Raw genomic sequence first — 15603 nt, forward strand, 5'->3', positions numbered from 1 at the left:
TCGGTGCTCCCTAGTACTTCAGCAGGTTGGTGTCGTCGACCGAGGCCGAGCGCCGGGTGCGGAAGATCGCCATGATGATCGCGAGCCCCACCACGACCTCCGCGGCGGCGACGACCATCACGAAGAACGCCATCACCTGGCCGTCCAGCGACCCGTTGATCCGGGCGAACGTGACCAGGGACAGGTTCGCCGCGTTCAGCATCAGCTCGATGCACATGAACACGACGATCGCGTTGCGGCGCACCAGCACCCCGACCGCGCCGATGGCGAACAGCAGCGCGGACAGGAGCAGGTAGTACGTCGGGGTCATTCCTCGTCCCCTTCTTTCTTACCTACGAGCGCGTGGGCGTCCGGGCCTTCTTCCGATCCGGCGACCTGCTTCCGCTCGGTTTCCAGCTGGGCGGCCGAAGTCGACTCGATGATCTCCGAGAGCGACTCCCTGGCGATCGAACCGTCGGGCAGCAATGCCGGGGTGGCGACCGAGTTGGCCGTGGCGAAGACACCCGGGCCGGGCAGCGGCGAAGGCCGGTCGTGCTTGCCGGTGAACCGGTCGACGACGAGTTCCTTCTGGTTCTTCTTGCCGCCCTTGGCGTGCCGGTCGGTGAACGCGAGCACCATCGCGCCGAGCGCGGCGGTGATCAGCAGCGCCGAGGTGAGCTCGAACGGGAACAGGTACTTGGTGAAGATGAGCCGTCCCAGCCCGCCCGGGCCGCCACCGTCGAGGTTCGCCGGGTCGCGCGGCAGCGCCGGGGTGACGTTGGCCAGCGCGCGGGCGAGGCCCGCGGCGAGCAGCCCGCCGACGCCGATGCCGAGCAGGGTCGCCATGACCCGCTGCCCGCGCAGCACTTCGACGACCGAGTCGGAACTCTCCCGGCCGACCAGCATCAGCACGAACAGGAACAGCATCATGATCGCGCCGGTGTAGACGATGATCTGCGTGAAGCCGAGGAACGGCGCCTGCTGGATCATGTACAGCGCGCCGAGGCACAGCATCGTGAGGACCAGCCACAGCGCCGAGTGCACGGCGTTGCGGGAGAAGATCATGCCGAGCCCGCCGAGCAGCGCGAGCGGGCCGAGCACCCAGAACGCGATGGTCTCGCCGGTGGTGATGCCCGCCGAAACGTCCGGCGCCTGCGCGAGAAGAGCCGTGATCACTTGACCGGCTCCTTCGGCTCAGCCGGCTGCCGTGCGAGTTCCGGGCCGTTGACGTAGTAGTCCTGCTCGTTCTCGCCCAGCCGCATCGGGTGCGGCGGCTGCTCCATGCCGGGCAGGAGCGGCGCGAGGAGGTCTTCCTTGGTGTAGATCAACCGCTGCCGGTCGTCGTCGGCCAGCTCGTAGAAGTTGATCATCGTCAGGGACCGGGTCGGGCAGGCCTCGACGCACAACCCGCAGCCGATGCAGCGCAGGTAGTTGATCTGGTAGTCGGCGCCGTACCGCTCACCGGGCGAGTAGCGCGCCTCTTCGGTGTTGTCGCCGCCTTCGACGAAGATCGCGTCCGCCGGGCAGGCCCACGCGCACAGCTCGCAGCCGACGCATTTCTCCAGCCCGTCCGGATGCCGGTTGAGCTGGTGCCTGCCGTGATACCGCGGAGCCGCGGGGGCGCCCGCCTCCGGGTACTCCTCGGTGGCGACCTTCTTGAACATCATGCCGAAGGTGACACCGAAACCCTTGATGGGATCAAACATCCCCATCGCCGGCCTCCCTTCCACTGGAAACCGCCGCGGGCTTGCGTTTGGCAGCCCGGGCTTCGGCCTTCGCGAGGGCCTTCTGACGCGGGGTCTTCTCCGGGACCTGCAGGTCGAGCGGCGGCACGGGGAATCCGCCGCCGGTCACCGGGACGTAGTCGTCTTCCGGGACCTTCTTGTCCGGCAGCAGCAGGCTCAGGATGACGACGACGAGGATGAGCGCGCCGCCGCCGATGAGGATCTGCGGGGTGGACAGGCCACCCGAGTTCTTGATCGCGCGGACCGTGACGATCACGACGATCCAGACCAGGTTGACCGGCACCAGGACCTTCCAGCCCAGCCGCATGAACTGGTCGTACCGCAGCCGCGGCAGCGTGCCGCGCAGCCAGATGAAGCCGAACAGCAGGATGAACAGCTTGGCGGTGAACCAGATCAGCGGGAGCCAGCCCTGGTTCAGCGCGTGGTCCGCGCCGACGAACGGGAACTTCCAGCCGCCGAGGAACAACGTGGTCGCGAACGCCGAAACGATCACCATGTTGACGTACTCGGCGAGGAAGAACATCGCGAACTTCATCGAGCTGTACTCGGTGTGGAAACCGCCGACCAGCTCGGATTCGGCCTCGGGGAGGTCGAACGGCGCGCGGTTGGTCTCGCCGACCATGGAGATCAGGTAGATCACGAAACTCGGCAGCAGCAGGTAGAAGTACCAACCGGTCTGCTGCGAGTCGACGATCGCCGAGGTGGACATCGAGCCCGAGTAGAGGATCACGCCGACGATCGACAGACCCATCGCGATCTCGTAGGAGATCACCTGAGCCGCGCTCCGCAGGCCACCAAGCAGCGGATACGGCGAGCCGGACGACCAGCCGGCCAGCACCAGGCCGTACACGCCGATCGAGGAGCAGGCCAGGATCACCAGCACGCCGACCGGCAGGTCGACCAGCTGGAGCACGGTCCGCTCACCGAAGATCGAGACCACCGGGCCGAACGGGATCGCCGCCAGCGCGATCAGCGCCGGCACCGCGGAGATCACCGGGGCGAGGAAGTACACCTTGCGGTCGGCGGTGTCCGGGATGATCTGTTCCTTGAACGGCAGCTTGATCGCGTCCGCGAGGGATTGCAGGTAGCCGCCAGGGCCGACCCGGTTCGGGCCGGGACGGTTCTGCATCCGGCCGACGGCCTTGCGCTCCCAGACGATCAGGAAGATCGTCAGGATCGGGCCGATCAGCAGGATGACGACCGTCTTGAGCAGGACCAGCCACAACGGGTCGTCCGCCAGCAGCGCCGCCCGCTCGGCGGCGTCCGGCATCTGGCTGAGCAACGGAGTCACTTCTCACCTCGGCATTCTTCAAAGCCGCGCGACCGCGATCGCGTCGCCAGGGCACACTCTGGCGAGCCCGGCACAGCTGACGAGTCAGGGCGCCCTGCCGCCGCGATAGCGGGGCCTTCGGCCGGGGCGCGGCGTCGTGCTCGGTCGCCAAGGCTCAACAACATCGAACTCACGCCTCCACCCCGGTGAGGGTGACGGCCGAGCCGTGTCCGGCCGCGAGTGCGGCGCGGACGGCCGAGCCGTCGGAGTTGCCCGGGAGCCACACGACGCCGTCCGGCAGGTCCGCGACCTCGATCGGCAACGTGATGGAACCGCGTTCGGTGGAGACCTTGACGCTGCCGCCCAGGCCTTCGGCGGTCTTCGCCGAGAGCTTGGCGACGACCTCGCGCTGCGTGCCCTTGAGGTGCGGCTCGCCGTCCTGCAGCGAACCGTTGTCGATCAGCTGCCGCCAGGTGGCGAGGAGGGCCTTGCCGTTCCCCGCGCTCGCGGCGGCGGCCGCCACCGGCTCGAAGGCCGCGGGCTCGGTCTTGCCGGGCAGCTTGGCCAGATCGGCGGCCGAGGCGGCCGGCGTCTGGGTGAACAGGTCCGCGTCCATCTCGACGGCGAGGGTGTCGAGCACCCGGCAGTCCGGCAGGGCGCCGGTGCCTTCGAGCGTGACGGCGAACTCGCGGCGGCGGCCTTCCCAGTTCAGGTAGCTGCCCGCCTTCTCGACCGCCGGGGCGATCGGGAGGACGACGTCCGCGTGCTCGGTGACCCCGCTGTGCCGCAGTTCCAGGCTCACCACGAACTTCGCGTTCTCGAGCGCGCGGCGGGCCAGGTCGGGATCCGGCAGGTCGTCCGGGTCGACGCCGCCGACCAGGAGGCCGTCGATGTCCTGGCCCGAAGCCGCCTTGAGGATCGCGGCGGTGTCACGGCCTTCAGTGGCGGGAAGTGTGACGCCCCAAGCCTTTTCGACTTCGGCGCGTGCCTCGGCGTCGGCGATCGAGCGGCCGCCGGGCAGCAACGTCGGCGCCGCGCCCGCCGCCAGGGCACCGCGTTCACCCGCGCGACGCGGGATCCACGCGAGCCGGGCGCCGGTGCGCTCGACCAGCCGGTGCAGGGCCGAGAAGAGACCCGGCACCTCGGCGGCACGCTCGCCGACGAGGATCACCGCTCCTTCCGAGGCCAATGCCTGGTCGACGTCCTGCGCGTGCTGCGCGATGCCGTCGATCGCGGCGGCCTCGGAGCCCGGCGCGCAGGCCAGCAGTTCACCGAAGGTCTTGCGGACCGACGAGGTGGTCCACTGTCCCAAGTGGACGACGCGGGTGCGGTTCTTGCGGGCCGCCTTGCGCAGCCGCAGGAACACGATCGGCGCTTCGTCCTCCGGCTCGAACGCGACGCACAGCACCGTGCGCGCCCGCTCGATCTCGCGGAAGGTGACGCCGCTTTCCGGCGTCGTCCCGACCACGTGCGACGCGAGGAAGCCCAGCTCCTCGGCCGAGTGCGGGCGGGCCCGGAAGTCGATGTCGTTGGTGCCCAAGGCGATCCGCGCGAACTTCGAGTACGCGTAGGCGTCCTCGACGGTCAGGCGGCCACCGGTGAGCACCGCGGCGCCCTTGCCGTCGCGTGCCTTGGCGAGCCCAGCCGCGGCCGCGCGCAGCGCGTCGGTCCAGGAAGCCTCTTCGAGCACGCCGTCGGCGTTGCGGACCAGCGGACGGCGGATGCGGTCGTCGGCGGTCGAGTAACGGAACGCGAACCGGCCCTTGTCGCAGATCCACTCTTCGTTGACCTCGGGGTCGTCGCCCGCGAGCTTCCGCATGACCTTGCCGCGGCGGAAGTCGGTCCGCTCGGCGCAGCCGGACGAGCAGTGCTCGCACACACTCGGCGAAGACACCAGGTCGAACGGCCGCGAACGGAACCGGTACGCGGCCGACGTCAGCGCGCCGACCGGGCAGATCTGGATGACGTTGCCGGAGAAGTACGACTGGAACGGCTGGCCCGACGTCGTCCGGGAAGCCAGGTCCAGCACGTCCGCGGTCTCGGCGGTGCCGATCTGCTGGTGGGCGCCGCGCTCCAGCAGCTCGATGAACGGGTCACCGGCGATCTCACGGGAGAACCGGGTGCAGCGCTGGCAGAGCACGCAACGCTCGCGGTCCAGCAGCACCTGCGAGGAGATCGGCAGCGGCTTCGGGAACGTCCGCTTCGTGTCGACGAAACGGGAGTCCGCGCGGCCGTGCGCGAGCGCCTGGTTCTGCAACGGGCATTCGCCGCCCTTGTCGCAGATCGGGCAGTCCAGCGGGTGGTTGATGAGCAGCAGCTCCATCACACCCTGCTGGGCCTTGTCCGCGACGGCCGAGGTCAGCTGGGTCTTCACGACCATGCCGTCGGCGACCGTCATGGTGCACGAGGCCTGCGGCTTCGGCATCGGGCGGCCGCCCATTTCGACCTCGACCAGACACTGGCGGCAGGCGCCGGCCGGGTCGAGCAGCGGGTGGTCGCAGAAGCGCGGGATGACCGTGCCGAGCCGTTCGGCGGTGCGGATCAGCAGCTCGCCCTTGGGGGCGATGACCTCTTCACCGTCGATGACCAGCTTGACGTGGCCTTCGGGGACCGGAGTGTCCTCTGTGGACGTTCCCGGCTTGTCGGGTGCGATCGTCATGCCTGCCCTCCGGGAGAGCTGAAGGGGACTTTCCCCGCGTGAGATGAGGTGAAGGACGCTTTCGTCGCATGAGATGCGGGGAAAGTCCCCTTCAGCCGCTTTGAAGCCATCACGCGCTCACTCCCGCCAGCTCACGCTCGTCCTTCGGAGCCTTGTTCTTCTCACACAACGCGAGGAACTCCTCGCGGAAGTACTTGATCCCGCTCTGGATCGGCGAGACCGCGCCGTCGCCGAGTGCGCAGAACGAGCGGCCGAGGATGTTGTCGCAGACGTCGAGCAGGGTGTCGATGTCCTCCTCGGTGCCCTTGCCCTCGACCATGCGCTCCAGGATCTGCGCCAGCCAGTAGGTGCCCTCGCGGCACGGCGTGCACTTGCCGCAGGACTCGTGCTCGTAGAACTGCGTCCACTTCATCACGGCCCACGGCACGGAAACGGTCTCGTTGAAGACCTGCACGGCCGTCGTGCCCAGCATCGACCCGGCTTCCGCCGCACCCTCGAAGTCCAGCGGAACATCGAGGTGCTCCGCGGTGAACATCGGCGTGGACGAACCACCCGGCGTCCAGAACTTCAGCGGGATGCCGTCCTTCATGCCGCCCGCCATGTCCAGCAGCTCGCGCAGCGTGGTGCCGAGCGGGCATTCGTACTGGCCGGGCTTCTCGACGTGGCCGGAGATCGAGTAGATCTTCGGGCCGGGCGACTTCTCGCGGCCCATCTCGCGGAACCAGCTCGAACCGCCGTTGACGATGTACGGCGCGCTCGCGATGGTCTCGACGTTGTTCACCGTGGTCGGCGCGGCGTAGAGACCCGCGGCGGCCGGGAACGGCGGCTTGAGCCGCGGCTGGCCGCGACGGCCTTCCAGCGAGTCCAGCAGCGCCGTCTCCTCGCCGCAGATGTACGCCCCGGCGCCCGCGTGCACGGTGATGTCGAGGTCGAATCCGGAGTCGAGGATGTTCTTGCCGAGGTAGCCCGCTTCGTACGCCTCGCGCACGGCCGCGTTGAGACGGCGGATGCAGTGCAGCGCCTCGCCGCGGACGTAGATGAAGCAGTGGTGCGAGCGCATCGCGTACGAGGCGATGATGCAGCCCTCGATCAGCGAGTGCGGGTCCGCCATCATCAGCGGGATGTCCTTGCAGGTGCCCGGCTCGCCCTCGTCGGCGTTGATGACGAGGTAGTGCGGCTTGTCCTCGTTCGGCGGCATGAAGGACCACTTGATACCGGCCGGGAACCCCGCGCCGCCACGGCCGCGGAGGCCGGAGTCCTTGACCAGCTGGACGATCTGCTCGGGAGTGGCCTTGAGCGCCTTGCGGATCGCGGTGTAGCCCTCGAGGGCTTCGTAGGACTGGATCGTCCAGGAGTTGGGCGAAAGCCAGCGCTTCGTGAGGACCGGAGTGATGGGATCGGCCATTACTTCTTCTCCACTTCAGGCAGCGGAACGTCCTTCATCGCGGGCGCGGTCCAGCCTCGGTCCTGCGCGACCTGCGCTCCCCGCAGGGTTTCGACGGCCTGAGAAGGACCGTCGACGTCCGTGCGGTACTGCTGCGCGTCCTCCGGGAAGAACCCGGCGAGCTGCAGTTCGGCGCCCTTGAAGTTCGTCAGCGGCGCGCCGCGCGTCGGGGCGGGCTTCTTGCCCGCCTGCAACGCGTCGACCAGCGCGACGGCCTTTTCCTCGGTCTGGTTGTCGAAGTACTCGTAGTTGACCTGGATGACCGGGGCGAGGTCACAGGCCGCGAGGCATTCGGCGTGTTCGAGGGTGATCGAGCCGGGCTCGTTCGGCGTGCCCGCGGTCTCGTTGTGCCCCAAGGGCTTCTCTTCGGAACCGAGGTGCGTCTGGAGCTTCTTGTAGATCGCGTCGCCGCCCATGGCCGCGCACAGGGTATTCGTGCAGACGCTCACCAGGTGCTCGCCGCACGGACGGCGCTTGTACATGGTGTAGAACGTCGCGACCGCGCTGACCTCGGCGTCGGAGAGATCCAGGTTCTGCGCGCAGAAGGCGATGCCCTCCTGGCTCACGTAACCCTGCACCGACTGCACCAGGTGCAGCATCGGCAGCAGCGCCGACCGCGACTGCGGGTACCGCGCGATCAGGTTCTGCGCCTTGGCGTAGGTGTCGGCGTCGAAGATGTCTTCGAGCTTCGCGTTCTCCAGGATCCCCTCCGCCTCGGCGGGATCCGGCGCGATCGCGATCACGTCGACGTCACCACCGGCGGCGATATGGGTCTGCTCGGCCAGGCTGGTGCCGGGCTCGGGCGTGGGTGTCGTTTCGGGCTGGGTGCTCAACGGTCCACTCCCCCCATGACGGGGTCGATCGAGGCGATGGCGGCGATCACGTCCGCCACCAGGCCGCCTTCGGCCATCGCGGGCATCGACTGCAGGTTCACGAAGCTCGGTTCGCGCACGTGGACCCGCAGCGGCCTGGTGCCGCCGTCGGAGACCAGGTGCACGCCGAGTTCACCGCGCGGCGACTCCACCGACGTGTAGGTCTGGCCCGGCGGGACCTTGAAGCCCTCGGTGACCAGCTTGAAGTGATGGATCAGCGATTCCATCGACTGGCCCATGATCTTGCGGACGTGTTCGAGCGAGTTGCCCATGCCGTCGCTGCCGATCGAGAGCTGCGCAGGCCAGGCGACCTTCTTGTCCTCGACCATGACCGGGCCCGGTTCGAGCTTCTTGAGGCACTGCTTGATGATCCGCAGGCTCTGGTGCATCTCCTCGACACGCAGCAGGTAGCGCGCCCAGCAGTCCGCCTCGGTGGAGGTCGGGATGTCGAACTCGAACTCCTCGTAGCGGGAGTACGGCTCGGTCTTGCGCATGTCCCACGGGAGACCGGCGCTGCGCAGCACCGGGCCGGTGACGCCGAGCGCGAGGCACGCGTCGACCGGCAGGTACCCGACGCCCTTGAGCCGGTTGCGCCAGATCGGCTGACCGGTGAAGAGCTTGTCGTACAAGGGAAGCCGCTCGTCCATCGTCTTGACGAACGCGCTGACCACCTCGTGGTAGTCGGCGGGCATGTCCTGCGCGAGACCGCCGGGGCGGATGAACGCGTGGTTCATCCGGAGACCGGTGAGGTGCTCCAGCAGGTGCAGGACCTCTTCGCGCTCACGGAACCCGAGCGTCATCGCCGTGGTGGCACCGAGTTCCATGCCGCCGGTGGCGATGTAGACCAGGTGCGAGCCGATGCGGTTGATCTCCAGCAGCATCACGCGCAGCAGCTCGGCGCGGCGCGGGGCCTGGATGCCGAGCAGCTTCTCGACGCCGAGGCAGTACGCCATCTCGGTCGACAGCGGGGCGAGGTAGTCCATGCGCGTCACGAAGGTGACGCCCTGGGTCCACGTGCGGTACTCGCAGTTCTTCTCGATCCCGGTGTGCAGGTAGCCGATGACCGAGCGGAGCTGGGTGACGGTCTCGCCCTCCATCTCCAGCACGAGCCGGAGCACGCCGTGCGTCGACGGGTGCTGCGGGCCCATGTTGATGACCATGCGCTCGTCGTGGCGGGAGTCCTCGATGAGGTCTTCCCAGTCACCGCCGGAGACGGTGTAGACGCGGCCTTCGGTCGTGTCGCGGGAGTCGGCTTCGGGAACTTCGGTTGCTTCGTCGTGAATGCTCACGAGTACGACCTCCGCTGGTCCGGCGGCGGGATCTCCGCGCCCTTGTATTCGACCGGGATCCCGCCGAGCGGGTAGTCCTTGCGCTGGGGGTGACCGTCCCAGTCGTCCGGCATGAGGATGCGGGTCAGCGCCGGGTGGCCGTCGTAGACGATGCCGAACATGTCCCAGGCTTCCCGCTCCTGCCAGTCGGCCGTCGGGTAGACCCCGACCAGCGACGGGACATGCGGGTCTTCGATGTCGAGGGTGACTTCCAGCCGGATGCGGCGGCGGTAGGTCATCGACGTGAAGTGGTAGACCGAGTGCAGCCGCTGCGGGACGTCGACGCCGTAGTCGACACCGGAGACGGAGCTGAGCAGTTCGAAGCGGAGACCGGCGTCGTCGCGCAGCACCTTGGCGATCTCGACGAGGTGCTCGCGGGAGACGTAGAAGGTGATCTCACCGCGGTCGACCGTCGTCTGCAGGATCGCGTGCGCCGGGATCTTGTTGTCCGCCAAGGCCGCGTAGAACTCGTCGGCGAACTCGTCGAACCAGCCGCCGTACGGGCGCTCCGCCGGGGGCGGGCTGTACGCGGGGAGGCGGACGCCGCCGTAACCGGAGGTGTCACCGGTGCCGCGGACGCCGAACATGCCCTGGCGCTCTTTACCGGTGACGACCGGCTCGGCCGGGCGAACGCCCTGGGGCTCGAGACCGGCTTCGGGACGCTCGGCGCTGGACTGCTCGCCGCCCGTCTCGGGGACTTCGGGAGTGTTGTCTTCGGGCACGTCGCTCACTTCTTCGCGTACTTGATCGAGGAGGCGATCAGCTCGGTGCGCTCACCGCTGGCGGCGCGGATCGCGGCCCGGCGGGCGTTGATCGGCTCGTCCTGGATCTTGGCGTGCAGCTTCAGGATCGCGTCGAGCAGCATTTCGGGGCGCGGCGGGCAGCCGGGGAGGTACATGTCGACCGGGACGATGTGGTCGACGCCCTGCACCACGGCGTAGTTGTTGAACATGCCGCCGGACGAGGCGCAGACGCCCATCGCCAGCACCCACTTGGGCTCGGCCATCTGGTCGTAGATCTGGCGGAGCACCGGCGCCATCTTCTGCGTGACGCGGCCGGCGACGATCATCAGATCGGCCTGGCGCGGCGTCGCGCTGAAGCGCTCCATGCCGAAGCGGGCGATGTCGTAGCGGGAGCCGCCGACGGTCATCATCTCGATCGCGCAGCAGGCGAGGCCGAAGGTGGCGGGCCACATGGAGTTCTTGCGGGCCCAGTTCACCAGGCCTTCGAGGCTGGCCAGGAGGATGCCGTTGGGGAGTTTTTCTTCGAGGCCCATGCTTCTCTAGTTCCAATCCAGGCCGCCGCGACGCCATACGTAGGCGTACGCGAAACCGACCGTCGCGATGAACAGCACGATCTCCACCAGGCCGAACATGCCCAGCGCGTCCGCGGAGACCGCGAACGGGTAGAGGAAGACCATCTCGATGTCGAACAGGATGAACAGCATCGCGGTGATGTAGTACGCGACCGGCATCCGGCCGCCGCCGACGACCGGCTGCGGCGACGGTTCGATACCGCATTCGTAGGCCGCGAGCTTCGCCTTGTTGGCCCGGCTCGGGCCGACGAGCGGGCCGAGCAGCACCGAAAGCACCGCGAACGCGAGAGCGAGGACGAACAGGAGGACCAGGGGGAGGTACATGTCCAGGTTGGGCACCTTCGAGGTGTCCGCCTGGGCCAGCACGGGCAACATCAGCACGGGGTTTTCGCCATCCTTTCCGCGCCGCTGCGGTTTTCGAGTCGGGGTTCACCGCTTCCCTCGGTCGGCACCCTAAGTCACCTGGGTCACACCGCCGAGGGTTAGGCAACCCTTACGGGCCGTGCATGACGGCCCCCTTGCTTGTGAAATAGTTCACAAGCCTCCCGTCGAGGATGTGAAGCGATTCACAAAGCATGGGGCGAGTGTAGGACGTGACTCACATTCTTGTCCCTAGGCCCCGTGCTATAAGGCTGCCCTAACTTGGCCGCACGGCCAGTACGGTTACTTCCCGCGTGCGGTACCGGTGACCTGCGACGTCGTTCTCAAGATCGGCTTCAGGGGTCCGTTTGACCGCGTTTGTCCTGTGACCGATACCACTGCGCGGAGTACCCGTGACTGGTCCAGACGTGTGGAGCTGAAGGCTCCTTTCCCCTCGTCAGACGCGACGAAGGGGCCCTTCGCCGCGTCGCATGCGGTGAAGGGCCCCTTCGGCCCGGCGTTCAGCGAGGGGAGGGAGTGGCGCGCGCCAGAGCGGCGATGAGGCGGTCCACGCCGTCCCCGCCCTTGGCGTCGTAGCAACCCGAAAGTCCCTTGTAGACCAACGGAAGGATGGCGTTGATCCGCAGCCCGTACTTCGTCGCGGCGTGCATGATCTTCGGCTTCCCGATCAGCTTCGCGAACACGTTGCCGAGCCGGTAGTAGCCGCCCATCAGCTCCGCGACGGCGCGCGGGTAGCCCTCCAGCGCCCGCTCACGCGAAGGTCCTTCGCGCCGCGCCAGCGCCTGCACGACGAACTCCGACGCCAGCTGCGCGGACTCCATCGCGGCCGAGATGCCCTCGCCGTTGAACGGGCTGACCATGCCGCCCGCGTCGCCGAGCAGCAGCAGGCCGTCGCGGTAGTGCGGGGTGCGGTTGAAGCCCATCGGGAGACCGGCGCCGCCGACCTTGCCGATGGCGTTCTCCTCACGGTAGCCCCATTCCTCGGGCGTCCCGTCGAGCCACTGGCGCAGCAGCGCGCGGTAGTCGGTGCTGCGGAACGCGGCCGACGTCGACAGCATGCCGAGGCCGACGTTCACCGTGCCGTCGCCGAGCGGGAACGCCCAGCCGTAGCCGGGCAGCAGCTTCGGATCGCGCGGGTCCGAGCGGTCCCACAGCTCCAGGTGGCCCTCGATGAACGGGTCGTCGTGACGCGGGCTCTTGTAGTACTGCCGCACCGCGACACCCATCGGGCGCTTCTCGTTCTTCTGGATGCCGACGCTCAGCGCGAGCCGCGCGGAGACGCCGTCGCAGGCGAGGACCAGCGGAGCGCGATAGCTCACCGGCGTCTTTTCCGGGCCGACCTTCGCCTCGACGCCGATCACGCGGCCGGTCGGGCTGGTGATGGCGCCGGTGACGGTGGTGCGCTCGTAGAGCCGCGCGCCCGCCTTGACCGCGGTCTTCGCGAGCAGGTCGTCGAAGTCCTGGCGGGTCCGCGAAACACCGTACGGCGGGTAGCTCGTCAGGTCCGGCCAGTCCAGTTCCAGCGTGAGCTCGCCGGTGAGGATCCGCAGGCCGCGGCTGTGCACCCAGCCCGCGTCCTCGCTGGTGTCGATCCCCAGGTCGATGAGCTGCTTGACGCCACGCGGGGTCAGACCGTCGCCGCACACCTTCTCGCGCGGGAACTCGGTCTTCTCCAGCAGCAGCACGTCGACGCCCGCGCGGGCGAGGTACGTGGCGGCGGTGGAGCCGGCCGGTCCGGCACCGACGACGATGACTTCGGCGTCGTGGTCAGGGTTGCGACGGTTGGTCATGCGCGCGAGTTTACGGATGGCTTCTTCGCGCGGTGGATGGCGACGACGCCGAACGTGAGGTTCAGCCACTCCACCTCGGTCCACCCGGCGCTCGCGATGATCTCGCCCAGGGTCCGCTGATCCGGCCACGCGAGCATGGATTCGGCCAGGTAGGAGTAGGCCTCGGGGTTCGACGAGGTCCTGGCGCCGACCCAGGTGAGCAGCTTCGCGATGAACTTCCGGTGCAGGAACCGGATCGGCGGGAATGTGGGCGTCGACACCTCGCAGATCACCAGACGGCCGCCCGGTTTGACCACCCGCGCGATCTCGGTGAGCGCGGCCTTGGTGTCGACGAAGTTCCGCAGCGCGAGCGAGATGGTCACCGCGTCGAAGCTGTCGTCGGCGAACGGCAGCTTCATCGCGTCGGCGGCCACCATCGGGACGCCGCGATGCTTGCCCGCCTTGAGCATGCCGACCGAGAAGTCCGCCGCGAGGCACCACGCGCCGTTGCGCGCGTACTCGACGGTGGACACACCGGTGCCCGCCGCGAGGTCCAGCACCTTCTCGCCGCGTTTGGCGTCCAGCACCCGGCCGGTGATGGTGCGCCAGCGGCGGTCGAAGCCGAAGGTCATGAACGAATTCGCGCGGTCGTAGCCGTCCGCGACGTCGTCGAACATGGCGGCGACTTCGTGCGGATCCTTGTCAAGACTCGCTCGGGACATACCTCGAACCCTAACCCCGGAGTTCTGAGAGAGGTCACCCAAGCGGGAGCAAAGCGACGCCCCGTAGGTTCACCTGGCCCGGTGAAGCAACGCCGGGGCACGGTGCGCACCGGCCCCCGCGACCTCGCCGGCGAGGATCCTCCGCTCCAGCAACCGCAGTTCCGGCCCCGGTTCGAGGCCGAGCTGATCGACCGAGACCCGGCGCGCACGCCGGTACGCCGCCAGCGCGTCGGAGGTGCGCCCGGCTCGCCACAGAGCGTCCATCAGGAGGTACTGGGCACGCTGCCGCAAGGGGTGCCGCCGCACCAGATCGGCCAGCTCGACGGCCGCGCTCGCGTGCCGCCCCAGGTCGAGTTCCGCCTGGTAGAGCTCTTCGAGCAGGACCAGCCGGTGCTCCGAGAGACGCATCGTCTCGTCCGAAAGCAGGGGGACGTCGAGGCCTTCGTAGGGCGCGCCGTGCCAGTGCGTGAGGGCCTGCCGGATCAGCGAAGCGCGCTGTGCGGGGTCCGCGGTCTTCAGCGCCTGGCCCGCCAGCGTCTCGAAGGTCTCGACGTCGAGTTCGCCGGGATGGACCTCCAGCCGGTAGCCGCCGTTGTCGAAGACGAGCCGGTCGCCCTCGGGCAGGGCCTGCCGCAGCTTGTGGACGTGCCAGTGCAGCTTCGGCACCGCCCGCGGCTCCCACTTGCTGTCCCACAGGGCCTCGGTGAGCACGTTCACCGGGACGAAGGTGTTCGCTCGGACCAGCAGCACGCCGAGGAGCGTTCTCCGCATCCGGCCGTGCAGCGGGACCGACCCCGAACCGGAAGAGATGCTGAACGTACCCAGTACTTCGAACCTCACGTGCCGTCCTCTCGCTCGATGGCGTGAGGGGACGATGAATGCCGGTTGTACAAAGAAGATACAAAGTGATCAACTGAGTGCGGAGAGCATTCCCCGCACCGACCGCGGCCAGGCGAATTCCTCCGCGCGCGCCCGCGCCGCCGCCCGCCGGGCGTCCTCGGGGCTCTCCAGGAGACCGGTGACCGCACCCGCGAACGCGGGAGCGCGATCGTCGACGGCTTCGCCGCAGCCGGGCCGCACGATCTCCCTCAGCGCCGACGACGCCGAGACCACCACGGGCGTGCCCGAAGCGAGCGCCTCCAGCGCGGCCAGCCCGAACGTCTCGTGTGGACCGGGCGCGAGGGAGACGTCGGCGCTGGCCAGCAGCCGGGCGACGTCGCCGCGTCCGGAGAGGAAGCCGAGGAAGGTCACCGGAAGCCCGCGCGCCCGCCGTTCCAGCGCCCGCCGTCTGGGTCCGTCTCCGGCGATGACGAGCCGTACGCGGTGCCCGGCCTCGGTGAGCTCGGCGACGGTGTCCACACTGCGTTCGACGTGCTTCTCCGGCGACAAGCGTCCACAGTGGACGATCAGCGCGTCGGCGTTCCCGGTCAGCGTGTGCCGCCAGCCGTCGTCGCGCCGGGCCGGGGCGAAGGTCGTGAGGTCGACGCCGAGCGGGACGCGCCGCACGTTCGGCGCGGCGATCCGGTCGAACTCCGCGCGGGCGAACGCCGTCGTGCAGACCACCGTGTCGTACCGCCGCGCCATCCGGCGGTTCGCGACGTCCGCGACGCGCCGCGCGACGGGTTCGGGCATCAGGAACTGCTCCAGCAGCCTGTCGAGGCGCTCGTGCGAGATCACCATGCTGGGTACGCCGTTGCGCCGCGCCCAGACCCCCATGCCGCGCAGGGTGAGCCTGTCGGACACTTCGAGCCTGTCCGGCTCCAGGCGTTTCAGCACCGCGCGCACACGATGCGGATCGACCGCGCGATAGCCGCCCGTACCCGGGATTTGCGGTGCTGGAAGGGAAAACCGGCGGACTCCCGAGGGCAGTGTTTCGTCCGCGTAGCGCCGCCCGGGCACCACGAGGGTCACCTGATGGCCGCTGGCCACGTACCCGGCGCCGAGATGATGCAGCGCCGTCCGCAGCCCGCCCGAGCGTGGTCCGTAGAAGTTGGCCAGCTGGACGATGTGCATTTCTACGCCGCGCGAGCGACTTTGCCCTGGACGGCCTCGTAGTGGCCGACCAGCTCGTGGCAGACGGCGGGCCAGGTCCGGCCCAGCACGACCTTGCGCGCCTTCT

General features: G+C 68.7%; 15 protein-coding genes. All 15 read right to left on the minus strand.

Going from position 1 to position 15603, the window contains the following annotated elements:
• Nucleotides 1–10 precede the first annotated feature (10 nt).
• The 15 genes from nuoK to MJQ72_RS39085 all read right to left on the minus strand — a co-directional run bounded on the left by nuoK (nucleotide 11) and on the right by MJQ72_RS39085 (nucleotide 15497).
• Nucleotides 11–310 (minus strand): NADH-quinone oxidoreductase subunit NuoK, encoded by a 300-nt coding sequence (gene nuoK, locus MJQ72_RS39015; protein WP_005151882.1) that lies wholly within the window; start codon nucleotides 308–310, stop codon nucleotides 11–13.
• Nucleotides 307–1155 (minus strand): NADH-quinone oxidoreductase subunit J, encoded by an 849-nt coding sequence (locus MJQ72_RS39020; protein WP_240595949.1) that lies wholly within the window; start codon nucleotides 1153–1155, stop codon nucleotides 307–309. Before MJQ72_RS39020 ends, nuoK begins: the two co-directional genes overlap by 4 nt.
• Complete coding sequence (gene nuoI / locus MJQ72_RS39025; RefSeq protein WP_240595950.1) at nucleotides 1152–1691, minus strand: NADH-quinone oxidoreductase subunit NuoI; 540 nt, start codon at nucleotides 1689–1691, stop codon at nucleotides 1152–1154. Before nuoI ends, MJQ72_RS39020 begins: the two co-directional genes overlap by 4 nt.
• Nucleotides 1678–3015, minus strand: a complete 1338-nt coding sequence (nuoH, locus tag MJQ72_RS39030; RefSeq protein ID WP_016330966.1) for an NADH-quinone oxidoreductase subunit NuoH — start codon at nucleotides 3013–3015, stop codon at nucleotides 1678–1680. Before nuoH ends, nuoI begins: the two co-directional genes overlap by 14 nt.
• 169 nt (nucleotides 3016–3184) lie before the next feature.
• Nucleotides 3185–5653, minus strand: coding sequence for an NADH-quinone oxidoreductase subunit G (locus MJQ72_RS39035; protein WP_240595951.1), 2469 nt, complete (start codon nucleotides 5651–5653; stop codon nucleotides 3185–3187).
• 109 nt (nucleotides 5654–5762) lie between these two features.
• Nucleotides 5763–7058, minus strand: a complete 1296-nt coding sequence (nuoF, locus tag MJQ72_RS39040; protein WP_240595952.1) for an NADH-quinone oxidoreductase subunit NuoF — start codon at nucleotides 7056–7058, stop codon at nucleotides 5763–5765.
• Nucleotides 7058–7930 carry an NADH-quinone oxidoreductase subunit NuoE gene (gene nuoE, locus MJQ72_RS39045; protein WP_240595953.1) on the minus strand — a complete coding sequence of 291 codons (873 nt, stop codon included), beginning with the start codon at nucleotides 7928–7930 and terminating at the stop codon, nucleotides 7058–7060. The genes nuoF and nuoE overlap by 1 nt, the downstream gene beginning before the upstream one ends.
• Nucleotides 7927–9258 carry an NADH-quinone oxidoreductase subunit D gene (locus MJQ72_RS39050; RefSeq protein WP_073847215.1) on the minus strand — a complete coding sequence of 444 codons (1332 nt, stop codon included), beginning with the start codon at nucleotides 9256–9258 and terminating at the stop codon, nucleotides 7927–7929. The genes nuoE and MJQ72_RS39050 overlap by 4 nt, the downstream gene beginning before the upstream one ends.
• Nucleotides 9255–10019 (minus strand): NADH-quinone oxidoreductase subunit C, encoded by a 765-nt coding sequence (locus MJQ72_RS39055; protein WP_240595954.1) that lies wholly within the window; start codon nucleotides 10017–10019, stop codon nucleotides 9255–9257. Before MJQ72_RS39055 ends, MJQ72_RS39050 begins: the two co-directional genes overlap by 4 nt.
• A gap of 5 nt (nucleotides 10020–10024) precedes the next feature.
• Nucleotides 10025–10573, minus strand: a complete 549-nt coding sequence (locus tag MJQ72_RS39060) for an NADH-quinone oxidoreductase subunit B family protein (protein ID WP_005151847.1) — start codon at nucleotides 10571–10573, stop codon at nucleotides 10025–10027.
• 6 nt (nucleotides 10574–10579) lie between these two features.
• Complete coding sequence (locus MJQ72_RS39065; protein ID WP_037335926.1) at nucleotides 10580–10987, minus strand: NADH-quinone oxidoreductase subunit A; 408 nt, start codon at nucleotides 10985–10987, stop codon at nucleotides 10580–10582.
• A 506-nt stretch (nucleotides 10988–11493) separates the two neighbouring features.
• On the minus strand, nucleotides 11494–12783 hold the full coding sequence (locus MJQ72_RS39070) for a geranylgeranyl reductase family protein (protein WP_240595955.1): 1290 nt from the start codon (nucleotides 12781–12783) through the stop codon (nucleotides 11494–11496).
• The gene (locus tag MJQ72_RS39075) at nucleotides 12780–13484 is read right to left on the minus strand and encodes a demethylmenaquinone methyltransferase (protein WP_240595956.1); all 705 of its coding nucleotides are present in this window, start codon (nucleotides 13482–13484) and stop codon (nucleotides 12780–12782) included. Before MJQ72_RS39075 ends, MJQ72_RS39070 begins: the two co-directional genes overlap by 4 nt.
• 69 nt (nucleotides 13485–13553) lie before the next feature.
• Nucleotides 13554–14324 (minus strand): AfsR/SARP family transcriptional regulator, encoded by a 771-nt coding sequence (locus tag MJQ72_RS39080; RefSeq protein ID WP_240595957.1) that lies wholly within the window; start codon nucleotides 14322–14324, stop codon nucleotides 13554–13556.
• A gap of 69 nt (nucleotides 14325–14393) precedes the next feature.
• The gene (locus MJQ72_RS39085) at nucleotides 14394–15497 is read right to left on the minus strand and encodes a glycosyltransferase family 1 protein (RefSeq protein WP_240595958.1); all 1104 of its coding nucleotides are present in this window, start codon (nucleotides 15495–15497) and stop codon (nucleotides 14394–14396) included.
• Nucleotides 15498–15603 lie beyond the last annotated feature (106 nt).

It is taken from the genome of Amycolatopsis sp. EV170708-02-1 (assembly GCF_022479115.1).
In the GTDB taxonomy this organism is placed as follows: Bacteria; Actinomycetota; Actinomycetes; order Mycobacteriales; family Pseudonocardiaceae; genus Amycolatopsis.